This is a genomic window from Desulfosoma profundi (genome assembly GCF_055387865.1).
On record NZ_AP042420.1, the window covers coordinates 3,677,052 to 3,701,647 of the forward strand.

The 24,596-nt window shown below is 60.8% G+C and carries 20 protein-coding genes, 1 tRNA gene and 1 riboswitch; of the genes, 13 read left to right on the forward strand and 8 right to left on the reverse strand.

Features of this window, described 5'->3' with window-relative positions; translation table 11 throughout:
- Positions 1 to 5: 5 nt before the first annotated feature.
- The 3 genes from ACZ5K9_RS15945 to hflK form a co-directional block, all read right to left on the reverse strand.
- Positions 6 to 1,247 carry a glycosyltransferase gene (locus tag ACZ5K9_RS15945; RefSeq protein ID WP_464272302.1) on the reverse strand — a complete coding sequence of 414 codons (1,242 nt, stop codon included), beginning with the start codon at positions 1,245 to 1,247 and terminating at the stop codon, positions 6 to 8.
- A 152-nt stretch (positions 1,248 to 1,399) separates the two neighbouring features.
- Positions 1,400 to 2,395 (reverse strand): protease modulator HflC, encoded by a 996-nt coding sequence (hflC, locus tag ACZ5K9_RS15950; protein ID WP_464272303.1) that lies wholly within the window; start codon positions 2,393 to 2,395, stop codon positions 1,400 to 1,402.
- Positions 2,396 to 2,400: 5 nt separating this feature from the next.
- Positions 2,401 to 3,474, reverse strand: a complete 1,074-nt coding sequence (gene hflK, locus ACZ5K9_RS15955) for an FtsH protease activity modulator HflK (RefSeq protein ID WP_464272304.1) — start codon at positions 3,472 to 3,474, stop codon at positions 2,401 to 2,403.
- Positions 3,475 to 4,283: 809 nt separating this feature from the next.
- Between hflK and ACZ5K9_RS15960 the strand changes: the two genes are divergently transcribed.
- From ACZ5K9_RS15960 to ACZ5K9_RS15995, 8 genes are all read left to right on the forward strand, one after another.
- Positions 4,284 to 4,694, forward strand: coding sequence for a threonyl-tRNA synthetase editing domain-containing protein (locus ACZ5K9_RS15960; protein ID WP_464272305.1), 411 nt, complete (start codon positions 4,284 to 4,286; stop codon positions 4,692 to 4,694).
- Between the two features lie 20 nt (positions 4,695 to 4,714).
- Positions 4,715 to 5,203, forward strand: a complete 489-nt coding sequence (locus tag ACZ5K9_RS15965) for a universal stress protein (RefSeq protein WP_464272306.1) — start codon at positions 4,715 to 4,717, stop codon at positions 5,201 to 5,203.
- 46 nt (positions 5,204 to 5,249) lie between these two features.
- Positions 5,250 to 5,714, forward strand: a complete 465-nt coding sequence (locus ACZ5K9_RS15970) for a universal stress protein (RefSeq protein ID WP_464272307.1) — start codon at positions 5,250 to 5,252, stop codon at positions 5,712 to 5,714.
- 6 nt (positions 5,715 to 5,720) lie between these two features.
- On the forward strand, positions 5,721 to 6,776 hold the full coding sequence (locus ACZ5K9_RS15975; protein WP_464272308.1) for an NAD-dependent epimerase: 1,056 nt from the start codon (positions 5,721 to 5,723) through the stop codon (positions 6,774 to 6,776).
- Between the two features lie 243 nt (positions 6,777 to 7,019).
- Positions 7,020 to 7,100: riboswitch (cyclic di-GMP riboswitch) on the forward strand.
- A gap of 84 nt (positions 7,101 to 7,184) precedes the next feature.
- On the forward strand, positions 7,185 to 8,987 hold the full coding sequence (locus tag ACZ5K9_RS15980; protein WP_464272309.1) for a S8 family serine peptidase: 1,803 nt from the start codon (positions 7,185 to 7,187) through the stop codon (positions 8,985 to 8,987).
- A 678-nt stretch (positions 8,988 to 9,665) separates the two neighbouring features.
- Entirely contained in the window at positions 9,666 to 10,478 is an 813-nt protein-coding gene (locus ACZ5K9_RS15985) for a choice-of-anchor N protein (protein WP_464272310.1), read from the forward strand.
- A gap of 704 nt (positions 10,479 to 11,182) precedes the next feature.
- Positions 11,183 to 11,911 carry a protein-L-isoaspartate(D-aspartate) O-methyltransferase gene (locus ACZ5K9_RS15990; protein WP_464272311.1) on the forward strand — a complete coding sequence of 243 codons (729 nt, stop codon included), beginning with the start codon at positions 11,183 to 11,185 and terminating at the stop codon, positions 11,909 to 11,911.
- Positions 11,908 to 14,556, forward strand: coding sequence for a hypothetical protein (locus ACZ5K9_RS15995; protein WP_464272312.1), 2,649 nt, complete (start codon positions 11,908 to 11,910; stop codon positions 14,554 to 14,556). Before ACZ5K9_RS15990 ends, ACZ5K9_RS15995 begins: the two co-directional genes overlap by 4 nt.
- Positions 14,557 to 14,575: 19 nt before the next feature.
- Here ACZ5K9_RS15995 and ACZ5K9_RS16000 read toward each other — a convergent pair.
- Positions 14,576 to 14,651, reverse strand: a tRNA-Ala gene (locus ACZ5K9_RS16000).
- A 565-nt stretch (positions 14,652 to 15,216) separates the two neighbouring features.
- Here ACZ5K9_RS16000 and ACZ5K9_RS16005 point away from each other — a divergent pair.
- Positions 15,217 to 15,813 carry a peptidoglycan-binding protein gene (locus ACZ5K9_RS16005; RefSeq protein ID WP_464272313.1) on the forward strand — a complete coding sequence of 199 codons (597 nt, stop codon included), beginning with the start codon at positions 15,217 to 15,219 and terminating at the stop codon, positions 15,811 to 15,813.
- Between the two features lie 125 nt (positions 15,814 to 15,938).
- Here ACZ5K9_RS16005 and ACZ5K9_RS16010 read toward each other — a convergent pair whose 3' ends face one another.
- Positions 15,939 to 16,232, reverse strand: coding sequence for an FmdB family zinc ribbon protein (locus ACZ5K9_RS16010; RefSeq protein ID WP_464272314.1), 294 nt, complete (start codon positions 16,230 to 16,232; stop codon positions 15,939 to 15,941).
- Between the two features lie 264 nt (positions 16,233 to 16,496).
- Here ACZ5K9_RS16010 and ACZ5K9_RS16015 point away from each other — a divergent pair, with 264 nt between their 5' ends.
- The 4 genes from ACZ5K9_RS16015 to ACZ5K9_RS16030 all read left to right on the forward strand — a co-directional run bounded on the left by ACZ5K9_RS16015 (position 16,497) and on the right by ACZ5K9_RS16030 (position 21,420).
- Entirely contained in the window at positions 16,497 to 17,693 is a 1,197-nt protein-coding gene (locus ACZ5K9_RS16015) for a BMP family lipoprotein (RefSeq protein ID WP_464273989.1), read from the forward strand.
- Between the two features lie 212 nt (positions 17,694 to 17,905).
- Positions 17,906 to 19,372 (forward strand): ABC transporter ATP-binding protein, encoded by a 1,467-nt coding sequence (locus ACZ5K9_RS16020; RefSeq protein ID WP_464272315.1) that lies wholly within the window; start codon positions 17,906 to 17,908, stop codon positions 19,370 to 19,372.
- A gap of 15 nt (positions 19,373 to 19,387) precedes the next feature.
- Positions 19,388 to 20,422 carry an ABC transporter permease gene (locus ACZ5K9_RS16025; protein WP_464272316.1) on the forward strand — a complete coding sequence of 345 codons (1,035 nt, stop codon included), beginning with the start codon at positions 19,388 to 19,390 and terminating at the stop codon, positions 20,420 to 20,422.
- Positions 20,419 to 21,420 carry an ABC transporter permease gene (locus ACZ5K9_RS16030; RefSeq protein ID WP_464272317.1) on the forward strand — a complete coding sequence of 334 codons (1,002 nt, stop codon included), beginning with the start codon at positions 20,419 to 20,421 and terminating at the stop codon, positions 21,418 to 21,420. Before ACZ5K9_RS16025 ends, ACZ5K9_RS16030 begins: the two co-directional genes overlap by 4 nt.
- A gap of 49 nt (positions 21,421 to 21,469) precedes the next feature.
- Here the strand turns inward: ACZ5K9_RS16030 and ACZ5K9_RS16035 are convergent, their stop codons facing one another.
- The 3 genes from ACZ5K9_RS16035 to ACZ5K9_RS16045 all read right to left on the reverse strand — a co-directional run bounded on the left by ACZ5K9_RS16035 (position 21,470) and on the right by ACZ5K9_RS16045 (position 24,249).
- A complete protein-coding gene (locus tag ACZ5K9_RS16035; RefSeq protein ID WP_464272318.1) occupies positions 21,470 to 21,961 on the reverse strand; it encodes a ferritin family protein in 492 nt (163 codons plus the stop codon).
- Between the two features lie 508 nt (positions 21,962 to 22,469).
- Positions 22,470 to 23,471, reverse strand: a complete 1,002-nt coding sequence (locus tag ACZ5K9_RS16040) for an ARPP-1 family domain-containing protein (protein WP_464272319.1) — start codon at positions 23,469 to 23,471, stop codon at positions 22,470 to 22,472.
- A gap of 280 nt (positions 23,472 to 23,751) precedes the next feature.
- Positions 23,752 to 24,249: a hypothetical protein gene (locus tag ACZ5K9_RS16045; protein ID WP_464272320.1), complete on the reverse strand. Its 498-nt coding sequence runs from the start codon at positions 24,247 to 24,249 to the stop codon at positions 23,752 to 23,754.
- Positions 24,250 to 24,596 lie beyond the last annotated feature (347 nt).

A 24,596-nucleotide genomic window follows, 5' to 3' on the forward strand; every position in this document is an offset into this window, starting at 1 on the left:
TCTTTTCATGAAGGCCAACGTTCCACCAGGTACGGTTTGGATTCTTCAAAGATCGTACACGTCTCTTCCACGTGATCTTCCGCCTGCTGGATCGACATGCGTTCCGTGCGTTTCACATAGGCGACCACCCTTCCAAGGTAGAGCGGCACCAAGGCATCGAGAAGACGCCCCCGCGTTTCGCGGGAAAAACGGCGGTACGCACATGCCGCGTCGAACAGGACCGCCGCCCACGTCTGGCTGGGAAAGGCGAACTGCTCAAACGGCATGCCTCGGATTTCATCCAATTTGTTCATGACCGCGGGATCGAACACCTGGCGCCACATGCCTTCGTGTTCCTGAAAACCCTCCAGGAACCGCTGATGAAGCCGGGCGGCATTGACTTCCACCAACGGCGGGTTGTCCATTTCCTGGCCGTCCAGATTGAAAAGCGCCGTGGGCTTGCTCCATTTGACCCGTTTCCAGAAGTCCGCATAGACGTCCATTTGGTCGAAAAGGGCCGTCAAGACATGGCGAAACCGGGCGCCGAGGTGGGCGAAGGGGTCCTTGGCCCGGTGTCTTTTGGGGGCCCCGATGATGGTCTGCCAGACAGGAGCCCGAGACGTGAGCGCGACGGCCCCCATCCACACGTCGATCCCGGTGGCGTCGACGGCTTCGGACCATGCGGGAGCTTCCAGGAACCTGGCCACCATATCGCCGCGGAAGGCGCAGTCTCCCGCATCGGGTTGACGCACCCGCCGACCATACAGGCAGCGGAGCATGGGATAGACGACCGCCGAGGTCAAAGTGTTTTCGTACTTGTGACGCAGGTACAACGGGGTGACATAAGCTGCCCCGCGGAAAATGGGCTCGATGAATAAGCGCACCCACACAGGAGACACATTGGTAATGTCCACTTCCAGGACGAGCACGGCTTTGGGCTCTAGCGCCGTGAGCTTTTCGAAGAGCATCCGAAGGTTGGCGCCTTTTCCACGCTGATGGGCTGCCGTCGAAAGGTACACGCGCGGCACGTCTGTGTGTGCCTGGAAAAAAGCCTCCAGGGTGCCGTCCACCGAGGCGTTGTCGCAATTGATGATGACCGATGAGCGATCGGGATACGCTTCTCGAAGACCCCGCCCCACCACTTCCACGGCCCGCCCGATAAAGGCCGCCTCATTGAATGTCGGAATGGCGACCACAATGTCCACCTGCTCAATCTGTTGAGGATTCTCTTCCACGGCAATCATCCCGAACTCCGATTCATCGGCCATTCCTCCCGCTCGCCGGGGCACCGACCGCCGGCGCCACCTGCGCTCCCCCATGTCTTCAACTCATGGGTGACCGGCAAAGCGCGCGCTGTCCGAAAATTGCGGCGCGTCTTCACAAGGGTACCCCATGAGCTTTTATTTGTCCGGTCCCCACTTCACGGGATTTCCAGGGTTTCCGGGTCCCGTTCCCTCAGGTAGCGGAACAGTTCGGCGTCCGTTCCAATGACGAAGAGCCCCCGAGGATTGTCGTACCGTTTATAGAAATCGAGCGTTTGATAAAATTGGTAAAACTCTGGATTCTTTCCATACGCTTCCGCGTAGATCCGAGTGGCCTGGGCGTCAGCTTTTCCTCGAATCTCTTCCGCCGTTCGATAGGCTTCCGACTGGATTTTGGCCAGATCCCGTTCCATCTGGCCGAGAATCGCCGCCCTCTCCCCTTCCCCTTCGGAACGGTATTGGGCGGCGATCCGCTTGCGTTCCGAAATCATTCGTTCGAACACCCGCTGCTGAACAGTCTGGACATAGTTGATCCGCTTGATGCGGATGTCTAACAGTTCGATGCCGAATTCCGGAAGCAATCGGGAAGCGTCCGCCACCATTTCCCGGGTGATTTTTTCCCGACCTTTGCTCAAGGCCGCGGAGGCTTCCGGATCACCTTCCCCTTCCTCGCCGGCGATGAACTGGTAATCTCCCAGTCCGGCCTCGATGAGGATTTCCCTGGCCTTTTCCCAACCTTCGCTGCGGACCAGTTCCACCAAATTGTTATTGGAGACGTGGTCCCGCACCACGGAATCGATGATGCCGTCCAATCGGCTCATGGCCGTGCTCACCGTGCCTACCCGCTGCAGGAACAGCAACGGGTCTTTGATGCGCCACCGGGCCGTGGTGTCCACCCAGATGTATTTTTTGTCGCGGGTCGGGATTTGGTTTGGGCTTCCGTCCCATTTGAGGACGCGTTTCTCGAAAAAGTTGGCTTTCTGAATGAGTGGGATTTTGAAATGCAGCCCGGCCGTGGTGATCGGCCGGCCCACAGGCCTTCCCCACTGGGTGATGACCACCTGTTCCGTTTCAGCGACAACGAAAAGCGATCCAGCCGCCAACACCGCGATCACAACGGCGATGAGAATGGGAATGCGTAGATTTTGCGGCATGGCGGTCATTCCCCTTTCTTTTGGGGCCCGGCGCTGGAATCCGCCCATTGGCGGACCACCTGGTTCAAATCCAAAATGGGCAGCACACCCGCGCCTCCCGAATCCAGCACAAGAAGATTGCCCGCCTTGGCGGTAAACTGCGTCATGGCCTCGATGTACATCCGGCGGCGGGTGACATCCGGGGCTTTTTCATACTCGTCCACAATGGTGCGAAACCGGGCTGTTTCCCCTTCCGCCCGGTTGATCCGCTCCGTGGCATAACCTTCCGCCTGGGTGATGGTCTGGCGGGCCTGGCCTCGCGCCTTGGGGATGCGCTCGTTGTACGCCTGCTGGGCTTCATTGATCATCCGCTCTTTTTCCTGCCGGGCTTCATTGACTTCGTTGAAGGCCGCTTTGACCGGATCGGGCGGGTTGGCGTTTTGAAGCTTCACCGTGACGATCTGTAATCCCGTGTGGTAGGTGTCCATGATTTCTTGGATCTCTTGACGGGCCATTTCCGCAATGGACGCGCGCCCCACGGTGAGCACTTCATCAGCGTAGCGGTTCCCCACGATCCGGCGCATAACGGATTCGGAAATGTCATCCAGCGTGCTTTCCACATCGTGGAGCCGAAAGAGGTATTCCATGGGCTCCCGGATCTTGTATTGGACGGTCCATTGGAGGTCGATGACGTTAAGGTCACCGCTGAGCATGCGGGCTTCTTCTTCAAAACCCTGTTCGGTGAAGCGGCTGCGCACGCCGGGGGTCACGGTGCGGTAGCCGTATTCCCGCTGAAGCACCCGGCCGGTGAGGACTTTGGTGATGGTTTCCACACCGAAGGGAATTTTGAAATGCAACCCGGGACCTTCGGTGCGCACAAAGCGTCCGAAACGCTGGACCACGGCCGTTTCTTGGGGCGCCACCGTGTAATAGGCGTTGCCGCCCACCACAAGAACCGCGACGATGAGGGCCACCACCCAAAAGGCGCTTCCTTTGAACCCGGAAAACTGGAACCGTTGGCGTAATCGCTGGATCACTTGCTCCAGGTCCGGTGGAACCCCCGGGCCCTGCCCCCGATTCGGAGGTCTCTGCCAATCCATGTAGTCCCTCCTGATCCTTCGGCCGCCTCCGGCCGGAAACTCCTCGTGCGTCGGCACCGTCGCGCCGGAGCATTCACCCCCAACCGCCCTTCATGACCCTCTGGATCGCAAGGACTCCAAAACGTAGGCCGAAAAAATCAGCAGCAGTGCCAGGACGAGAATCTTCCCTCCGGATGCGTCCGGAAAGAAAAATTTCCCGAGAAAAAAGGCAAAAAAAACACCGAGGACCGATCGGAGCGCAAGGACCCGCCAGCGCACAGTCACCACCTTTCCACCGTTTTCTCTAAGGAATCTGGTCGAGAAGCCGCTTCCCACCGGGACCGGCCGCCTACGGCCTCGAACGGGCGCTCTGTTCGGCCCCGCACCCCATGCGTTGAAAGCCCGCCTGAACTCTTCCTATGCGCTTTTGCGGATTGTCCTTGAACACCTTTGGGAACCACGCCATCCAAGCACTCGACGGCGATGTCCCCCTCATCCGTGCGCAGACTTCCGCACGCAGCCCATGCCGAAGTCGGCCAAATCCTATCGGTGCCCCCCCGCAATGTCAAGACAAGTCAAGGAAAACCGACTCACCCCTTCCGGCGCTTTGGGCCCCTGAGCGAAATCAAAACAGAGGTGGATTCCGGCTCAATATCCATCACCGGCCGAACGGAGGTGCCTTGCGCCCCACCGCTTTCTGGGTGTATAGGATACGGCGATGAGAGGACGTCAGGCGAGGGGACCGTTCTTGCCGAAACCGCAGCGGGGGAAAACCTGCACCTCACCGGGTCCGAAGCCGCTTGTGGGAATGCCGTAGGGTGGGGCTCTCCATGAAACTGCTCATGTTTTACGCACCGCACTTCTGGTACCGGACCTTTGTGAAGACGCTCCCGGACATGCCGGACCGGGATGAAGAAAAGGAATGCCGAAACGCCGTGGTCATCTTCTTTCATGCGGAAGCACGGGATGAGGAGCGGCAAGACAAGGTGGTGGAAAAGTGGGTGAAAAACGCCAAGTGGCTTGCCCGAAAATTCGACACCCTCACGATTGTCCTCCATTCCTTCAATCATCTGGCGGAAACCAAGGCCTCCCCTGAAACGGCCCGGGCCATGACGGTTGAGGTCCGGCATCGGCTGGAACGCACAGGTTTCACCGTTTTGGAGACCCCTTTCGGCTATCTCAACGAGTGGAAAATCCACGTGGCGGGCGATTCCCTCGCCAAGGTGTTCAAGGACCTGTAAGGCTCTGGAGAATGGTGCCCATGGAACGCGTGCTCATCGCCCTGGACGACCGCCCCGGGTCGTTAAAAGCCGTGGAATACGTCACCCGTCTTCTCAAGGGTGCGACCCACGTGGATTGCATCCTGTTTCATGTGCTCCCGCCGGCCTCGCCCAATCTTCTCCCCCGGGATGTGATCCGCCGCATCGAATCCATCCATGAAACCCATCCCCATGTGAGCGGCTACTTCTGGAATCCGGAAGACGAAGAGAAGATGCGGCGCACCTTCGCCACGGCCCGGGACATTTTGCTCCATGGAGGTTTCAGCGAGTCCCAGATCCAAGAAGATTTCGGCGTGGAAGGCCAGGAAATCGCCTACATCATCCTGGAACGCGCCAAGGCCTTGAAATGTTCCACCGTGGTCCTGGGCCGGCGGGGTTTGAGCCGCGTCAAGGAGTTCTTTTTGGGGAGTGTGTCTAAATCGGTTATCGGCCTTGCCCGGGGTGTCACGGTCTGGATCGTGGACGCCTGATTCCCTTAAGCCATTCATCCACCCACGTCTGAAGGGGAGACCGACCATGAGCGAGAATCTCTATAAGTCCATCGCTTTTTGCACGGATTTCAGCGACAACGCCGACGAAGCCTTTATTGCCGCCAAAGATTTGGCCTGGCGCTACGGGGCGACCCTGCACCTGGTGCATGTGCTGGTCACCTTTTCCACCGCCCCGATCCGGGAGATTTACGTCCCGCTGGAAATGGATGTCCATTTCGTGGAACGCGCCACCGAAGGAGCCAAAGCCGCCATCGAAGAACGGTATGTGAGCCAACTGCGCGAAAAACAGCCTTATGAGATCCACATCCTTTCGGGGTACCCGGCCACGGAAATCGTCCGCTTCGTCGTGGAGCGCGGTATCGATCTCGTCGTCATGGGCTCTCAGGGCCTGACGGGCATCGCCCACGTCCTTTTCGGGAGCACGGCGGATCGTGTGGTGCGCAAAGCCCCTTGTTCTGTTCTCACCGTACGCCTGAAGAAAAAGGATTAGACGTTCATGGCCGACAATTCCCTGCTGGATCCTGCCGTTCCCGTGCTGGTCACCGGCGCCGCCGGCTTCATCGGGTTTCACCTCGCCCGAAGGCTCCTTGCGGACGGATACCCCGTGGTGGGTGTGGACAATGTGAACCCTTACTACGATGTGCGGATTAAATGGGACCGCCTCAAGATCCTGGAAACGCACGCGGGCTTCGTTTTCCATCGAATCGATTTGGCGGACCGGGCGGCCATGGAAGCTGTCTTTGACCGCTACGGCTTCCGGGTGGTGGTCCATCTCGCGGCTCAAGCTGGCGTGCGCTACTCCCTCGTCAACCCTTACGCCTATGTGGACAGCAACCTCATGGGCTTCCTGAATATCCTGGAAGGCGGCCGTCGGCATGGGTCAGGCCATGTGGTCTTTGCTTCTTCCAGCTCCGTTTATGGGGCCAACACACGCATGCCGTTTTCCGTCCACCACAATGTGGACCACCCCGTGTCTCTGTATGCGGCCACGAAAAAAGCCAACGAACTCATGGCCCATACCTATGCGCACCTCTACGGCCTGCCTTGCACAGGCCTGCGGTTTTTCACGGTATACGGCCCGTGGGGTCGGCCCGACATGGCCCTTTTTCTGTTCACCCGGGCGATTCTCCAGGGTGAACCCATCAAGGTGTTCAATTACGGTAAAATGCGCCGTGATTTCACCTACATTGATGACATCATCGAAGGGGTGGTGCGTGTGATGCGCAAGGCTCCCCAACCCGATCCCGTTTGGACCGGGGACGCCCCGGATCCCGGCACCAGCGCCGCCCCATATCGGATCTACAACATCGGCAACAACCGACCGGTGGAACTCATGGAATTCATCCGCGTGCTGGAAGAGTGCCTCGGCAGGGAGGCTCAAAAGGAATTCCTGCCCATCCAACCCGGCGACGTTCCCGCAACCGCGGCCGACATTGACGACCTGGCACGCGATTTCGGATTCCGTCCCTCCACCTCCATCCGGGAAGGCATCCAAAAATTCGTGGATTGGTACCTGGATTACTACGGGTCCGATCACCCCCACGCCTCCTGACCTTTCCCACGGATCCTTAAATAGCCGTGTCTTGCGGACGGTCGGCGTCGCCTTCACCCCGAAGAAGCCGGCCCGGTAAAGTGGGTGATTTTCCGGGAACCGAGGGGACGGCCGGGACGCCGTCCCTCCACAGGATTCCGGGAACATGGCACCAAAGAAATAATTCGAAAGATGCCCTCAGATTTTTTTTAAGGTTTCCCCCGGATCCTCCGATAAATTCAGTGTGGGCCGAAGAGCCCCGCGTTTCCGAAAAGGCAAACCCGCCGTAAGGCGGGGACGCAAAGCCACGGGTCCCAAAATCTTTGGGACGGCCGGGCTGCCGAAGAAACGGGAACACCTCCTTCCTCCTGTGGAAGACAGTCTCTCCCGTTTCTTGCCTGAACATTCCAAATGCCCAGGAGGTGTACTATGCTTTCAGCCAACCGTTTTCCTCGGTCCGCGACCACTGTTCCCTTGAGGACCTCAGCCTTCTTTTATTGCGCCGGTGCGCTGGCGTTCTTTGCCTGTCTTGCTTTTTACCTTATATTTGGAGCCGTTCGTGCCTGGGCTGAAAAACCGGCGTTTGCCCAAGGGCGCCTTTTGGTCCAGGCCCGGATCGGGGTGAGTGATGCCGAACTGGATGACGTTCTTTCAGAACACGGCGGCCAGCGTCTCGGAACCCTGGAAAAGATCCGTGTCCATGTGGTTTCGGTGCCCCCTCAGGCGGAAGAAGCCGTGGCTCGCGCCCTTTCCAAGCATCCCAAGATCGCCTTTGCCGAACCGGATGCCCTGATCCCTCCCGACGACACGATCCCCAACGACCCTCAATACGCGAGTCAATGGCACCTGCCTCTCGTGAAGGCGCCGGCGGCGTGGGACTATACTTTGGGGGACGGCGTGGTAGCTGCGGTCCTCGATACAGGCGTGGACGCCGCGCATCCGGATCTTGCCGGAAAACTCGTCCCCGGTTGGAACATGTACGACAACAACGCCGACACTTCCGACGTTTACGGCCATGGGACCAACGTGGCCGGAGTCATCGGGGCTGCGGCCAACAACGGCCTCGGCGTGGCGAGTCTCGCCTGGAACGCGAAAATCATGCCCGTCCGCATCAGTCAGCCGGACGGCTACGCCTACTACAGCACCATCGCCAACGGGGTGATTTGGGCCGCGGATCACGGGGCTCGCGTGGCTAACATCAGCTATATGGTCACGGGAAGCTCCACCGTGACGAGCGCCGCCAATTATTTCCGACAAAAAGGCGGGCTCTTGTTCGCGTCGGCCGGAAACACCGGAGCCTTTGAAAGCACGCCGGAAAATCCATCCATTGTCAGCGTCTCCGCCACCACCAGTTCAGACCTCAAGGCCAGCTGGTCCAGTTACGGGAACTATGTGGACCTGGCCGCTCCAGGTGCCGGCATTCTGACCACGGCTCGAGGCGGCGGCTACGCCAGTGTGTCCGGAACGTCCTTTTCCAGCCCTGCGGCCGCGGGGGTCGCCGCCCTCGTCTTTTCTGTCAATCCCGCCTTTACGCCGGATCAGGTGGAAACCGTTTTGAAGCAGACCGCCGTGGATTTAGGCACGAGCGGCTGGGATACCTACTACGGCTATGGGCGTGTCAATGCGCATGCAGCGATCCTGGCGGCCCTGGACGCGCATAGCGTGGACACCCAGGCCCCGACGGTTTCTATCACAGCCCCGGCGGCGGGTGCGGTGGTTTCCGGCAGTGTGGCCGTGGATGTGTCCGCATCGGATAACGTGGGCGTCGAACGTGTGGCACTGTACGCCAACGGCCAGTTGGTGGCCGAATCTTCTGAAGCGCCTTACGCTTTCAGCCTGGACACCTCGGTTTTTGCCGACGGATCGCTCACCCTGACGGCCAAGGCCTGGGATGCGGCCGGAAATTGGGCAAGCTCCAAAGCTGTGACCATCACGGTGGATAATGTTCCCGATCCCGTGGACGCCACTCCGCCCCAGGTGAAGATTCTCAGTCCTGCCGACGGCGCCAAAGTGAGCAAGAAAGTGACCATTTCCATGAGCGCCACGGACAATGTGAAGGTCACCGCCCTTCGATGCTACATCGACGGCGTCCTGAAAGCTTCCACCACAGGGTCGTCCCTGACGTACAGCTGGAACACCTCGTCGGTGGCTGCCGGCACACACACCATCACGGCCGTCGCCACGGACGCCGGAGGCAACCAAGGGCAGACTTCCATCCGCGTGACGAAATAGGACTGCCATCCCTTTCGTCATTTTCTACCCCGCCCGTCTCAGGGAGCGCTTTCGCCCCCTGAGACGGACAGACACGGCCTCCGAATCCAGAAACACGCATCGACAGAATCCAGAGGCCTCAAGGCGGACATTCCCATCAGCAGGGTTTTCCCTCACCCGTCGGCGTCGGGGAGCCCCGTGTCAGGACATGATGTCCGCGAGGTTCATGGGCCCAACCAAGGGATGAAGCCTCCTTAACCGAATGGGCTTTCGCCGGCGGTGAGCCGCACCCATGAGCGTTGGAATGACCGAAGGCGCCGGGCCGGTGGGCATCGGCGCTCAAGCAAAAAAGGAGCACTCGATCATTCACGGGGGCCGCCTTTGCATCGGCCGCACCGTTCTGATCCCACCTTCCACTCCCTTCCCCACCAGACGGAAGCTGTGCAAACTGTTTCCACTCTTACCCAACGAACTGCACACAAAACCGGCAAACCATTGCACACCCGGGCGCTATGGGAAGGAGGGCACTTTTTCCGTGCAGCCCTTAACTGCACGTCATTACATATGAAATCATTGAAGTTGCCGAACCTGGAAACTCTGGCACAGTCTTTGGACAACGTACGGCTGAAGGTTTATGCATGGGGTCGGCAAACCAGAGTTTTTCACTGGTCCATACTCAAGAAAAGCGAGGAATAACACATGAAACGGACAATCGCACTCGCCATCGGAACTGTTGCCCTCCTGGGCATGGCATCCATCCCCGCACAGGCTGTTCCCATCCTCCAGGTGGGCGTTCCCACCTCCACCGGGTATGCGCCTTACGTGGACGATTTCCCAGATGAGGACACCGCCTTCACATCGGGGGACACCATCGTCGTAGCCGGGGTGCGTGCCCAAAATGCAAACCAAGATCCGACGCTCCAACTCGGCGGTCAGTACAACGGCGGGCTGGATTGGAATGATATAGACTCCAGTCTTCCCGATGAATTCGATGGCCATGGCGCGATTTTGGTCGTCTCGGTTCCGGACTCCTATGCTGGATCAAATACGACCGAGTTTAAGATTTACATCGATGGCAGTCCGACCGCGATCACTTCTTTTTATTTCTCGGAAAACAGTTATTTCCCCAACAATCACTACCCCGTCCAGAGCAACGTCGCTGATTTCTTTTATTTTGATATTGGGAATTTTGCGGCTGACGAGACTGTACCCGATTTTGCCGACGGGAGTGGTTCCGCCAAAGGCGAAATCAAAGAGATCACGTTCACGACAGGCTCTCTCAGCTTCGACAGGATTCACTTTGACGTCATGGCCATCGAGACGGACGACCAGAGAAATTCAGACATAGTGTCAACCATAGTCAATAACCCTGGGTCGCATGACGTCACCTACAGAGATGGCGGCGGGCCACCGCAAGCCATCCCGGAACCCGGGACTCTGCTGCTCGTCGGCACGGGCTTGATCGGCAGCGGCCTAGGGGGGCGGGTCCTGCGCCGCCGGAGAAAATCTTGACGGGCCGTTTCTTCAATCACCGGAAAAAATCCGAACGGGGGCTGCAAAAGCCCCCTTTTTTGTCTTACCGGCCGGCCGAACTGCATTGAAAGATTTTTGCCGGGCGTTTTCCCATAAGGAGATGACCCAAAGTGCGATACGGCGATTCTTTGCGCGCCCAGCATCTTGCACGGGCTACCGCATCAGGGAGCTTTTTTGAAGACACCCCTCCCCAAACCGCCGCCTCCTTTCGCGATCCACCCCGCATCACGGCCACATCCACGCCTTAACCGCCGAAGTGATGCGTTCCGCAGGAAATCTTGACACGAGGCGCGATCGGCTTCCTGCGAGAAGCCATGTGCACAAGAAGTTTGGAGATTCCATGGAGCAGACCGATGGTGGTCCTTTATGACTCTCTTCGAAGGCTTCCCGCCATGGCCCGGATCAAGGGCTCTGGCGTCCTCTCATAATGAGCGCTCCTTCAAAAGCGCCAAACGAGCCGCCGACCACACGGAACTCAGCAAAACCGATTCAAGTAAAGCTTTGCTTGAAAAAGGCGACGACAGGCAGCTTGACCGCCTCGGCATCGGGCTTGACCATGGTCGAACTTGGCGCCATGCTATGCAAAAGATAATGGGCAGACACGACCCGCGAGAAAGGGAAAACGCGTGGCGCTCATGATTCCTCGCCGAAAGCATGTTGCGGCTGCATGGAGGGTCCGATGGGTGCTGGTGTGGGCCTTGGCCTTTGGTGAGGTGCTGCATTCGTCGGCTGCGGACGGGCCGGATTTTGCGGCCCGGCGTGAGTCCATGCTGCGAGAGGTCGTGGCGGATATGGCTGCAACGGCGGCGGAAACGGGCCGGAGCACCCTGTCCGCCCCTGTCCTTAATGCCATGCGCCAAGTGCCGCGGCATCTTTTCGTCCCTGCCCGTCTCGTGCCCGACGCCTACGACAATCGGCCGCTCCCCATCGGCTACGGCCAGACCATATCCCAACCCTTTATCGTGGCGCTCATGACCGAACTCCTCGATCTCACCGAAAACGACAAAGTGCTGGAAATCGGCACGGGCTCCGGGTATCAGGCCGCCGTTTTGGCCCATGTGGCAAAAGAGGTCTTTACCGTGGAAATCCTTCCGGAACTGGCCCGGAGCGCCGAAACGCGGCTCAAAACCCTCGGGTATGCCAACGTGCAGGTGAAAACCGGCGACGGTTATTTCGGCTGGAAGGAGCACGCCCCCTTTGACGCCATCATGGTGACCGCCGCCGCCCCCCACATCCCACCGCCGCTCCTTGACCAATTGAAGCCCGAAGGCACACTCATCCTTCCCGTCGGGCCGCCGTTTCTTACCCAATTCCTTACCCTGGTCCACAAGGCTCGAGACGGCACGGTGACCACGCGCCGTGTGCTTCCCGTGGCCTTTGTCCCGCTGACGCGAAGCGGCGGCACACCATGATTCCCGCAGCGGCCGTGTTTTTTTTGTCCTGTGCCGCCCTCACCTATGAAGTCCTTCTCGTCCGCATTCTGCGCATCGTTCATGACCACCATTTTGCATTCATGATCCTGAGCCTGGCGCTTTTGGGCTACGGTGCCGGCGCCACGGCCCTCACCCTGGCCCAGCACCTCATGGGGCGGCGCCCGCGGGCCGCTTTTGCCGCCGCCGCCGTTTTTCTCTCCTGGACCGTCCTTCTGAGCCCCGCCGCCCTCGCCCGCCTTTCTTTCAATCCCTTGGAAATCCTTTGGGATCGACGCCAGATCGGGCACCTCGCCGCCCTCTATCTCTGCCTCAGTGTGCCCTTTGGTGCAGGAGGCATGGCGCTGGGATTGGCCTTTCGATGCCGGCCGGAAAGCACGCACCGGCTCTACCTTGCGGATCTTTGCGGAGCCGGCTTGGGCGCGGCGTTGGCGGTGGGTTTACTTGAGGTTGCCGATCCGGCCGGGGCTTTAAGAGCGGCTTCGGCCGTGGCCGTGCTGTCTGCGGTGCTGTGCGGGATCCAGCCCCCAGAGGGGCGGACCGCCGCCACCGCGCTGTTTTGCACACCGCCACGAAGCCTCAACGACCGGCCCCTGGAAGCACCTGCGGACGGCTCAGGGACAACGTGGCGCACAATCTTTTCACACACCTTTTGGAGCGGTCTGCGGAAAAAGCATGTTCCCCGATTTCAAAGGCTCCGATCTGGAAACTTCGTTTTTTGGGCTCTGCTGTGTGCCGTGGCCGGATCAATCATCCAGCTCCTTGTGCCCTCCGACGCGTTGAAACCCATGCCCAATCCTTATAAAGGCCTGGCTTATGCTTTGAAAGTTCCCGAGGCACGAATCGTCTCCGAGCGTTTCGGCCCCATGGGATGGGTCGCCGTGGTGGAAAGCCCCCACGTGCCCTTTCGGTCCCTTTCCGGATGGAGTCTCTCCTGTGCCGCGGAACCGCCGTCCACTCCCCTGGGCGTCTTTGTGGACGGTGCCGGCCCCATGCCCGTGTTTTCCAAGGAGGCATTTCCCAAGGGGTTCGGCTTTCGCGACTGTCTCCTGCGGACCCTGCCGTACCGTCTGGCGGCGCTCCACAGCCGTTCAGCCGGGGAGATCCGAGGTCTTCTTTTGGGCCTTCACGGGAATCTGGAGACAGTGATCGCCCGGGCGGAGGGTGCCTCGTTCCTGGATGTGGTGGAAAGGCACGGGGATGCGGCCCGGACTGTCACCGACCATGCCTGGGGTCTCAGGCCGGACGAGGGACCCGGCCGCGTCAGCGTCGACATCACCGATCCGCGGCGGTTCCTACGCACGACAACACACACCTATGACGTGATTCATCCGGCGGCGGTCGGAACGCTCAGCACCGCGGCCGTGGGCGGGGCAAGCCTTATGGAAGTCTACGAGGCCACCGTGGAGGCTTTCTTAATCTATCTGGATCGTTTGTCTCCCCAAGGCTTTCTTGCCCTGGAACACAGTCTTTCCGTCCCCGCCCAGGCGACCCTGCGCTTCGTGGCCACAGCCGTGGAGGCGTTGAAGCGTCGCGGCGTGGAGCACCCGTCTCGCCATCTGGCCGTCATCCATGATTGGAACACGGCTCTCCTCTTGGTAAAGAAAGCCGAGATTTCCGCTCTGGAAAAACAATTTATCCAAAAGTTTTGCTCTTCCCGTTCCTTCGACATCGCCTACCTGCCCGGCATGATTCCAGAACAATCCCCACGATTTCACGTTTCCCAGGACGAACCCCTCCACCAAGCCGTTTCGAGCCTTTTGAGCCCCGGCGCGGGGAATTTTTTGAAGACATACCCCTTTCGCATCGATCCCGTGACGGACAATCGGCCCTATGCGTTTCATTTTTTCCGCTGGAGAACCTTTAACCATGTGATGAGATCTCAGCACGGCCGAGGTCTATCCCTCCTGTCGTGGGGCTATCCGGTGATCATGGCGGCGGCGGTTCAGGCGACTCTGGCGGCGGCGCTATGGATCGCCCTCCCCTTGGCTCTTCGCCGCACGGCTTCTTTTCGGCCGTCGTCTCGGATGGCTGGAAAAATCCTGGTCTATTTCGGATCCTTGGGGCTTGCGTTTCTTTTTATCGAAACGGTTATGATTCAAAAAAATGTTTTTCTTCTGGGACACCCCGTCTCCGGTTTCGCCGGAACCGTCGGGCCGTTTCTTGTGTGGGCGGGGCTGGGGAGTCTGGCGTCGCAGCGGTGGGCCCGCCGGCTCGAGGAAAGTCGTGTCGCCCGGCTCGGGACCCCTCTGGCTGTGACGGCCGTCTTCACGGCTGTCATGGTGTGTGTGTGCGGCCTGGCATGGATCGCTCTGGTGCCGTGGGCTCATGGACTGCCTGCGGGGTTCCGGTGGGCTTTTGCGGTTCTGGGCATGGCCCCTGCAGCGTTTTTCATGGGCATGCCCATGCCCCTGGGCCTGCGCGCTGTGGCCCGCACCCACCCAGACCTTGTCCCTTGGGCGTGGGCCGTCAACGGATGTGCTTCCGTGGTCAGCGCCCTTGCGGCAGCCTTGGCGGCCATGAGCTGGGGATTTGTTGCCGTGCTGGTGGCGGGTGCCGTCTTTTATGGGGTGGCCGCTTTACGCGCTCCCGTTTCGGAAAAAGCGAAGGCCGTTCAGATTCTCTGAACGGCCTGCAGGATTTTCATGGTGGAGATGACGGGATTCGAACCCGTGGCCTCAGCCTTGCGAAGGCTGCGCTCTCCCAACTGAGCTACATCCCCGGTGTGGAAGCACACGGTTTATAGCGTTTCGGGCCGGGGGTTGTCAAGCCGGCAGCGTGCGCTTTCGCGACAAAAGTTTTCGGGAACCGTCCGTCGAAACATGGAGGCCTTTTCGACGCCCATGGCGTATACTCCGGACAGTGTTCCCTTCCCCACCCCGCTTTGGAGGGGCGGAAGGCCCGGCGTCTTCGGTTTTCCTTCCACACCGTAAGGAGGGCCCCATGTTGAGCGATCTCCAGAAAAGGGCTGCCCAGGCCATCGTCAATGTTTTCGAAACGGGTCGTCCCCAGGGGGATTACGGCAAAGTGACCTTTCACCCCAAGGACCCGGGGGAACTGACCTACGGCCGCTCCCAAACCACCCTGGCCAGCGGCAATCTGTATCTTCTGGTGAGGGACTACTGCGCCATGCCGGACGGAGCTTTCGGGCCGCAGCTCGCCGTGTATCTGGACCAACTTGCCAGACGGGATCCATCCCTCAACTACGATGAGCGGCTTCGGGGCATCCTGCGGGATGCCGGCCAAGACCCCGTGATGCGGGACTGCCAGGACCGCTTTTCGACCGGGTGTATTGGGAACCCAGCCTGCATGCGGCCGGCACCCTCGGGGTGGGATCGGCTTTGGGCGTCGCTGTGGTTTATGACAGCCGCATTCATGGCTCGTGGCCGCGCCTGCGCGACCTTACCACGGAACAGATCGGGCATCCTCACCGGATTGGGGAAAAGGCGTGGATCGAAGGCTATGTGCGGCGCCGTCGGGATTGGCTCGCCCAGCATTCCAACAGCCTGCTTCGCAAGACGGTCTATCGCATGGAAAGCTTCCGCACCCTCATGGACGACAACAAATGGGGTCTGGAACTCCCTTTTGTCGTTCGGGGCGTACGAATCGACGCATCGGTGTTGTTGGACGCCCCGGTGCGCGTTTCCGCCGAAGAACCGGAAGCGGGACGCCTGCTTCGCTTGCAAACCCCGGCCCTTCGAGGAGGCGATGTCCGAAAGCTTCAGGAAGCCCTGCGCCATGCGGGATATCCGGTGGAAGTGGACGGCGTTTTCGGGCAGGAAACCCACCGGGCCGTCATGGCGTTTCAGAAGGCGACGGGAAAACTGAAGGTGGACGGCATCGTCGGCCCGGCGACTCGGGCCGCCTTGGGCCTCGACGAGTGACCCGGGAACGCGCCTGAGGGACCCGATTTCTTTGGCGCCCGTGCCCGGGCGTCGCCAAAAAAATGACCCGTGAAAAGAAAAAAGCGGGCTAAACCCCGCTTTTTTCATCGGGAGATGCCACCGGATCAGTCGTCGGAAGATGAAGAACTGCCGGCGGATGAAGACGTGCTCGTGGAACTTTCCGAACTCTTGGATTCGCTCTCGGTGCTCTTCTTGGAATGGGTGTTCTCGTTTTGTTTCCTTCCGGCGTAATCCGTGACATACCAGCCGGACCCCTTGAGGTGGAACGTGCTCATGGAAATCATCTTGCGCAGCGGCCCACGGCAATGGGAGCATTCGGTCAGGGGCGGATCGGAAAACCTTTGCATGGCTTCGGTGATCTGACCGCACTCGGTGCATTCGTATTCGTAGATGGGCATACCTCGGTACCTCCTTACCGATTGAGGCGGAATAAACTTGTGTGAGACGCACAAGATGTTTCGTGGGCATTATAAGGCTCGATCCCGCCTTGTCAAGGCTTGGCATTCCGATGGGGCTGCTTTTTGGGCGGGCTTCGATTGCAATCGGTGCGCCTTTTCTTTATGATCCATGCTCGGGTGCGGCCTGGTGCGGCGGAAACGGGGGGCACAGAGGGGTTGACCCACGTGGCGGAACACACCACCGATCGGAGCGGGGAGGGGATGATGGGAACACAAAACCACCGATGGAAAATCTGGGGAGCCGTGGTGCTGGGTCTGGCGCTTTTGGGGGCACCCGCGCTCGGGGGGGCCGAGGACAAACCTTTCGTTTTCGGCCTGCTCTTGGTGGGCCCGTACAACGACAAAGGATGGAGCCAGGCGCACTACGATGCGGGCCTGTACGTCGAGCGCACCGTGCCGGGTACCAAGATGCTCTACATTGACAAAGTCAACCCGGCGGACCGCCCGGGGGTCACCATCCCTCAGGTGGTGGATGATCTCGTCTCCAAAGGCGCCAAGCTCATCATCGCCAATTCCGACGACATGAAAGACGGCATTCGGGAAGCGGCCGTCCAGCACCCGAATGTGGCTTTTGTCCACGTTTCCGGAGACGATGTGTTAACCGGCAAGGCCCCGCCCAATTTGTCCAATCTCATGGTCCGCATGGAATACGGAAAGATGATGGCGGGCTTCGCCGCCGCCTTGACGACCAAAACGGGAAAGATCGGCTACCTCGGCCCGCTCATCAACGAAGAAACGCGGCGTCTCGCCGCATCGACCTATCTTGGCGCTCGGTATGCCTGGACGCAGGTGCGCAAGGAACCTGCGGACAAACTGGTGTTTACGGTGACCTGGATCGGGTTTTGGTTCAACATCCCCGGGGTGACCGCCGACCCCACACAGGTGGCCCAAAACTTTTTCCACAGCGGCTATGACGTCGTCGTTTCCGGCATCGACACCACGGAAGCCTTGACCGTGGCCGCCCAGAAACGCCAAGAAGGTCGGGATGCCTGGGCGGTTCCTTACGACTACAAAGGTGCCTGTGAAGCCGCTCCGAACGCCTGCCTGGGAGTGCCCTACTACAACTGGGGTCCCGGATACGTGCCGCTGGTTCAGGCCGCCATGACCGGCCGTTGGAAATCCCAATGGTTGTGGCTGGGCCCGGACTGGAAGGACCTCAACAACGAAGCGACCAGTCCCTTGGGGTTCATGAAAGGCAAGGCCTTGAGCCCGGAAGTGAGCCACGCGCTGGATCGTTTCATCGCCGATTTGGCCTCCGGCGCCGTCAATCTCTTTGCCGGGCCCCTGTATTACCAGGACGGGTCGGTGTTCGTGCCGGCCGGCGCCACGGCCTCCGATCAGGACATCTGGACCATGAAACAGTTGCTTAAAGGAATGGAAGGCCCCAGCAGCGCGAAATGACGGTCGAGACGGTGAAGGGGAGCGTCAGGGGCGGTGCGCTTCGAAAGGCGGACCGCCTCTCGTTTTCCGAAAAGATCATCCAAACGGTCTCTTCAACGGACGGCAGCGGCCGCTCACGGGAAAATCGCCGGGAGCCCTCCCGAAGGCGACCGGGTCATGGGGGAATCAACGAAAAAGCCGAGGGAAAATCTTCGGGGTGAAGGTTTTGCGGGGTGGACGTCGAACTTCGAAACATTCATAAATTTTTCGGGCCCGTGCACGCCAATCGAGGGATCGATCTTCGGGTGCGTTCCGGCACCATCCACGGCATCCTCGGGGAAAACGGCGCGGGGAAAAGCACGCTGATGAAAATCCTTGCCGGAGCGGTGCCCCGCTCTTCCGGGGAGATTCTGCTGGACGGCCGACCCACGGATTTTGCGCACCCTGCGGAAGCGTCCCGAGCCGGGATCGGCATGCTGTATCAGGAACCTCTGGATTTTCCCCCGCTGACCGTTCTGGAAAATTTCATGGTCGGCCGTCCCCGATACCCCAAGACGTCGCCGAAGGTCTGGGCCGATCATTTGGAATCCATGTGCCGGGATTTCGGCTTTTATTTGGACCCCCAGGCCCCTTTGGAAACCCTGACCTTGGGGGAACGTCAGCAGGTGGAGCTCCTGCGGCTCTTGTCCTTGGGATGCCGACTGCTCATTTTGGACGAACCCACCACGGGAATTTCTCCGGCGCAAAAAGAACTCCTGTTCCGGGCTTTGCGCCGGGTCGCCGAAGACGGCAAGACGGTCCTCCTGGTGTCCCACAAGTTGGAAGACGTGGAAAACCTGTGCGGCGCGGTGACGGTCCTAAGGCAAGGGGCCGTGACCGGATCTTTGGAAGCCCCGTTCGATCCTCGGGAGATCCTGGCGCTCATGTTCGGCAGCCCGCCGGCACCGCTGCAGAAGGGCCTGAGAACCTCAACGGAGATCGTGCTGGAGATGCGCGGGGTGAGCGGTCTCGGGGGGCGGGCCGGACTTCGGGACGCCACGGCGACATTCCGCAAAGGCGAAGTGGTGGGTTTGGCGGGCCTGGAAGGCAGCGGGCAGGGCGTGTTCCTTCGCCTCGCTGCGGGACTGCAGCGGCCCGTCTCCGGTGCCATCGAGCTTTTCGGGGAGGAAGTTACGGGCCGGGACCACCATGCGTTCCGCCGCCGCGGGGTGGCTTTCGTGCCGGAAGGCCGTCTGGAAGAAGGCCTCATCGAGGGTCTTACCCTGACGGAACATTTCGCCCTGGCCGCCTGTCCGCCGAAACTCTGCGTTCCATGGGAGACGGCGCGCCGCACGGCCCAAGAGCGCGTGGAAAGATTCCGCATCCGCGGCACCCCCGAATCCCCCGCCGACGCGCTGTCGGGCGGCAATCAGCAGCGGCTGCTCCTTTCTCTGGTGCCGCCGGAGGCGACCCTGCTGCTTTTGGAACAACCCACCCGAGGTTTGGATGTGGAATCCAGCCATTGGGTGTGGGAGCACTTGCTGCGGCTCGCCGACGCCGGCGCCACCATCCTGTTCAGTTCCGCGGAATTGGATGAAATCCTCACGGCCGCCGATCGGGTGCTTGTTTTTTATAACGGGCGGATCCTCTTGGATGTGGACGCCCAAGACGCCCGGCCGGAGCTTTTGGGGAGTGCCATCGCCGGGCGCGTTTCCCTGTAAAATTGCGAGGGGTCCATGAAGTCCGGGACGTGGGGAGAAACCTGTGGACGCTTGTTCTGGACGGTGGTTCTGGCCGTGGGCTTGAGCTCCGCCGTGGTCGCTTTGGGGGGCGCGTCTCCCCTGGAAGCCTACCGCCACATCCTGGCGGGATCGTTGGGATCTTGGGCCAAATTCGCCCAAGTGCTCCGGGTCTGGGTGCCCCTCACCCTGTGCTCTCTCGGGCTCTTGTTCACCTTTCAGATCGGGCTGTGGAACATCGGCGTGGAAGGCCAGGTGGTCTTGGGGGCCGTGGGGGCCACCGCCGTAGTCCGGTGGGGCGGAGGGGCGGCGCCCGAACTGGTGCTGCCCGCGGCCTTGGTCGGCGCCGCCTTGTGCGGCGGATTGTGGGCGCTGGCGGCCGGGATCTTGAAAACCCGAGGCGGAGTCAACGAGATTTTCGCCGGTTTGGGCTTGAATTTCGTCGCCTCCGGTCTCCTTCTCTATCTTATCTTCGGTCCGTGGAAACAGCCGGGAATTGCGAGCATGAGCGGCACGGAGACCTTTCCTCAGGCCTATTGGTTTCCGGGGGTCCCCGGCTGGGCCGTGTCCCCCTATGCCGTGGCGGCGACCGTCGTTGTCCTGGGATTCACGGCATGGAGTCTGCGCGGCACCCGGGTCGGTCTGGCCCTGAAAGCCATCGGCCGAAATCCCCATGCGTCGTATCTCTTGGGGCTGAGCCCCTCCCGATGGATGCTCCTGGCCATGCTCCTCGCCGGAAGCTGTGCGGGACTCGCCGGGGCCTACCAAGCCCTGGCCGTCTATCATCGGCTCATCCCCAACATCTCCAGCCAATACGGCTACCTGGCCCTGCTCGTCGTCATGCTGGCCCATGAACGATGGCAGCTCATTCCGTGGATCGCTCTCTTCTTTGCCGTCCTGAACGTGGGAAGTATCCAATTGCCCATGATGCTCCGCATGGATTCGTCTCTTGCCGGCGTCCTTCAAGGAAGCCTGGTCCTCGCCGCTTTGGCCGTGCAGGGCGTGTCGAGCCGGCGGAGGAGGTCATCGTGACCGACGGCCATCTCGCTCTGTTTGCCGCCGGGGTGCTCGCCGGGGCGGCGCCTTTGGTCCTGGCCGCCATGGGGGAAACCCTGACGGAAAAAGCCGGGCTGATCAATTTGTCCCTGGACGGGACGATCCTCTTGGCGGCCATGACGGCTTTCGTGACGGCCTCCGAGACCCAAAGCCTCGCTGCCGGGTTCTTGGCCGGTGCCGTCACGGGGGCCGTTCCGGCGGTGGTCGTCGCCGTCATGAGCCTGTACTTCGGGCAGCCGCAGGTGGCCGTCGGCTTTGTCCTTACCCTCATGACCAAAGACCTGGCGTACTTTTTGGGCAACCCCTATGCGCGTCTGCCCGGCCCACAGACGTCCCCCGTGCCCATCCCGCTTCTGGAGGCCCTGCCGGGTCTCGGAGCCGCCCTGTTCCGGCATACCTGGGTCACCTATGGTTCGATGGTCTGCATCGCCGTGATCTGGTTCCTCTTCTATCGCACCCGGGCGGGGCTGGTTTTAAGGGCTGTGGGGGAAAATCCGCGGGCCGCCTTTGCCCGGGGGATACATGCCCGGCATGTGCAGGTGCTGTGTGCGGCGGTGGGCGGTGTGCTGGTGGGGCTTGCCGGCGCGGCCTTCTCTCTCAGCGTCAAGCCGGGATGGGGGCGTCCTCAAGGGGCCGAAGGCATCGGCTGGATCGCTTTGGCCCTGGTCATCTTCGGCGGCTGGCACCCTGTGAAGGTGGCCGTGGGGGCTTATCTTTTCGCGGTGCTCCAAATGCTGGGCATCACCCTGCAGGGCATCTGGCCGTCCGTTCCCTCCCAGGTGTTTCAGACGGCGCCCTTCCCTCTCATGATCTTCACCTTGGTGTTCATGCATTTAGGGGGAAGACCCGAGGTGGAACGGTGGGCGGCGGCGCGGCCGTGGGCGGGGCGCATCCTGCGGTTCATCCGGGCTCGGGCGCCACGGGCTTTGGGCCGGCCGCTGCCTCCGGACGACGGCGCCTCACGGCTCGGATAATCCCGTGCGCACTACCGCCGTCGGGCAGCGGCGCGAGCTTCAAAAGGTTTCAACGATGTGCCGCCTCGGTGCCGCACCGGAGGGCCTTGAGGCGCGCCTCCAAGATTTCCACATGGAGCTTTTCTTCCGCGATAATTTCTTCGAGGGCCCGGGCGCTCTCCCCTTCGTCCATGAATCCGGTGAGCATCTCGTAAAAGAGGATGCTGTCCTTTTCGAACTCCAAGGCCGTTTCGAAGATTTTTTCCATGGTCACCAACTCTGCCGGGTCAACCTCTTTGAGGCTGAAGGCTTGATCGCCGATCATGGACTGGAGCAAATCGCCGCTCACCTCCCGGACCCACTGCGCCTCTCCCTCTTCCCGGGGGAGATGCTGCCGCATGGTATCGAACCATTCCCGATGGCGGGCTTCATCGCCCGCAAGATCCTGCAGGATTTCCTGGAGTTGGGGATCGCTCTGGAGCCCCGCCGCCCGCCGGTAGAATTTTTCTCCGTTTTCTTCGATGCGCACGGCCATCTTGAGCACTTCGTCGGCGCTGAACATGGATCGAACCCTCCTCTGCATCCGGTCCTGTGGACATCGCCCGCGCGGGGAATCGCCCTTCAAGGGCGGATCTCATAGAAAGCCCCGGACCGCACTATGGGCGCCGACCCCAGGGGATGTCAAGGCGGAACCTCGGCGCGGCTCGGGACAGGGAGTCCCGCCGGGAGGTGGAGGACACCCCGCTTTGTCGGTGGAAAGGACGGGCAGGCATCCGTCATGCTTTTTGGGGCCGATTGGATCATGACGTCCACCGCCCGCCTTGCCGGGAGAAGAGCCACGCAGGCATCCCGGGCGGATTATGGGAGAGAAACCGGTCTGTCCCGCGGGGGGAACTCTTCCACGCATGGACCGGCCGATGCGGACGCGCCGCCGCCGGATAAGCGTGGGCCGATCACGGGTCCTTCCTGCGAGGACAGTGTGTCATGAAGGGCGCGGCGAAAAACGCCGCCGCCCTTCGTGATCGGAAAAGTCCGCTGCCGCCGTGCGCTCGGTTACGGTGACGCGCGCCTTAGAACGTCATGCGACGCCTGCGCTCGGAGGCCGATACACGGTGTGTCTCCCGGTGCCCGTAAGACCGCCTCTGATTCGAGGTCCTGGGAAAACAGGAAAAGTGCAAGAGCCTTTCCGACCACACCAACCCGGAGGCGATGACGTCGGGAGAATCCACCCGAAGATCGTTGCCGAGACCGGGAGACGGGAACACCGCCACGGGGATCTCCAGCACACGCTGCCACCACCCGGCGGCGTCGGCGACACCCGAAGGCGGCTCCTGCGGCCCATAGAGCACCTCGAACGCAAAGCTCTTCAGGATCTTCGGGAAAGCTTTGCGGAAGAGTTCCACCGATCCCAGCAGCTCAGCTCCCAGGAGTCCTTGGGGTCCGATGAAGACCGCCCCCAGCTGGTCCGGTTGGGGCGTGAGTTTTTCCAAATAGTCTTCCATGCGTGCATCCGCACGCCTGCGGGCTTCCTGAAAGTCCTGGGTCGGCGAGGAGGCTCCGACTTCCTCCAGCCGAGAAGACACTTCGTCCCACACGGCGTGTTGGTCGCTGAAAAATTCCCTGTGAGTGCTCAGGGACATCATGACGCTCTCCTTGTGGCGAACCCGGGATCTCGCCGGGAAGACGGCTTTGGCGGCCTCGAAGTCCCTGCGTGTTTCCCGCCACCGTCCCGCCTCCATGCAGGACACCGGCATGTTGAGGGTCATCCCGGCGGCGACCAAGATGGATGTGTTGACAATGCGGTTCTGCTTGCCCCCTCGGAGCTCTTCGCCGTCCAGGATGAGGATCGGCTGGGGCCCGAGGTTTTTCACGCGAAGGAAAGGGACCTGGCCGCCGGCGTCTGTTTCTGTGATTTCCGCCCATCCCTTTTCCAACGCTTCCTCGAGGAGGACCACCGTGGCGAATTCTTGGACCGTTTCACCGTTGGTGATGGGAACCACGGCCATGGAAGCGTAGTGGGACGGTTCTCCCGGGGAAATAGATTTGGGAACAAATTCGGAGACTCTGGCCATAATCGATACCTCCTTTTCTTGCAGTGGGGTGCACACCCCTGTGGGGATCTTGGCCTCATTGGTAAAGGGTCCGGTCCCCCAAAAAGCGTCCTACATCCGGCGCGAGAGAAAAATTTTTTTGTCGTGACGCCTCACCTCACATGATTCGCTGCGGGGGCGGTCCCGTTATGGGGGAGGGATGAGGCAGAACGGACGGCGGGAAATTTAGGGGGCCGGGGCGGATTCTGTGGATGCAGACGGGTGACGACCTTGAAAGCTGTCTTGGCGTTTCGGGCGGGTCCTAAAAGATCTCGGCCAGTTGTTTGGTCATATAACGCACATAACGAAGAAGTTTTTCTCGGTGCGCCATCCCTCGGGATGTGAGGAAAGGGTTGTCCTGGGGCCCGAAAAACTTCGCCAGAAACCGAAGCAGCCGTTCCACGTCTTCCCGGAAGCGGCGTATCGTCTCCACTGCTGCCGTATCGGGGCAGACCGGGCCGTTGTCCGCGCCGACGCCGTTGGGATCCACTGCAGGCGCTTTCGGGCCAGGGGCGGCCCGCTTGATGCCTTGAAGTGCGGTATAGATCTGAAAGGCTCTTCGGGTTTCGTCTTTTTCCCGCAGGGCGCTGCTGAGTTTTCGGCGCAGTTCCTCGTTTTCCTCGCGCAGCTTGTCCAGCTCCTCCTGGAGCTTGGCGGTGTATGTTTCCAGAATCTCGACGTACCGAGGGAGGTCTTCGTGCGGGCTTTCATCGAGCCAAAAGCCCATCAGGGCCAACTGGTACGGGTGGCGCGGGAGCATGGCACACTCCTCTGTGGGCTTGCGGGGGAACCGCGGCCGCCGGTGGATCACGGCGCCGTGATCCCCTTGGCATCAACGTGCACGTCCAGGGGCACCGGCGGGCTCAAGAGGGTTGATGGATCGTGGCACCTCGAGCACGGGGAAGCCGAGAGGTCCGAAGGCCCGAGTGTGGACACGTTGTCCGCATGAACCCCGCGCAGCACCGCCTGTGTTTTCGCGCGGACAGCGTCCTCTGTTTCGGGCGCTGATATCTCGCGGCACGGAAGGGGCATCTCCCGCTTCGCGGCGTCTTGTGTCCTCACCGAGGCTGTATCGGCGCTTTGCGGCACGCTTTCCATCATCGAGGC

Bases quoted from the DNA above. Each gene is read 5' to 3' on its own strand.
- ACZ5K9_RS15945 (WP_464272302.1), bottom strand. From the start codon at position 1,247: ATGGCCGATGAATCGGAGTTCGGGATGATTGCCGTGGAAGAGAATCCT.
- hflC (WP_464272303.1), bottom strand. From the start codon at position 2,395: ATGCCGCAAAATCTACGCATTCCCATTCTCATCGCCGTTGTGATCGCG.
- hflK (WP_464272304.1), bottom strand. From the start codon at position 3,474: ATGGATTGGCAGAGACCTCCGAATCGGGGGCAGGGCCCGGGGGTTCCA.
- ACZ5K9_RS15960 (WP_464272305.1), top strand. From the start codon at position 4,284: ATGAAACTGCTCATGTTTTACGCACCGCACTTCTGGTACCGGACCTTT.
- ACZ5K9_RS15965 (WP_464272306.1), top strand. From the start codon at position 4,715: ATGGAACGCGTGCTCATCGCCCTGGACGACCGCCCCGGGTCGTTAAAA.
- ACZ5K9_RS15970 (WP_464272307.1), top strand. From the start codon at position 5,250: ATGAGCGAGAATCTCTATAAGTCCATCGCTTTTTGCACGGATTTCAGC.
- ACZ5K9_RS15975 (WP_464272308.1), top strand. From the start codon at position 5,721: ATGGCCGACAATTCCCTGCTGGATCCTGCCGTTCCCGTGCTGGTCACC.
- ACZ5K9_RS15980 (WP_464272309.1), top strand. From the start codon at position 7,185: ATGCTTTCAGCCAACCGTTTTCCTCGGTCCGCGACCACTGTTCCCTTG.
- ACZ5K9_RS15985 (WP_464272310.1), top strand. From the start codon at position 9,666: ATGAAACGGACAATCGCACTCGCCATCGGAACTGTTGCCCTCCTGGGC.
- ACZ5K9_RS15995 (WP_464272312.1), top strand. From the start codon at position 11,908: ATGATTCCCGCAGCGGCCGTGTTTTTTTTGTCCTGTGCCGCCCTCACC.
- ACZ5K9_RS16010 (WP_464272314.1), bottom strand. From the start codon at position 16,232: ATGCCCATCTACGAATACGAATGCACCGAGTGCGGTCAGATCACCGAA.
- ACZ5K9_RS16015 (WP_464273989.1), top strand. From the start codon at position 16,497: ATGGGAACACAAAACCACCGATGGAAAATCTGGGGAGCCGTGGTGCTG.
- ACZ5K9_RS16025 (WP_464272316.1), top strand. From the start codon at position 19,388: ATGAAGTCCGGGACGTGGGGAGAAACCTGTGGACGCTTGTTCTGGACG.
- ACZ5K9_RS16035 (WP_464272318.1), bottom strand. From the start codon at position 21,961: ATGTTCAGCGCCGACGAAGTGCTCAAGATGGCCGTGCGCATCGAAGAA.
- ACZ5K9_RS16040 (WP_464272319.1), bottom strand. From the start codon at position 23,471: ATGGCCAGAGTCTCCGAATTTGTTCCCAAATCTATTTCCCCGGGAGAA.
- ACZ5K9_RS16045 (WP_464272320.1), bottom strand. From the start codon at position 24,249: ATGCTCCCGCGCCACCCGTACCAGTTGGCCCTGATGGGCTTTTGGCTC.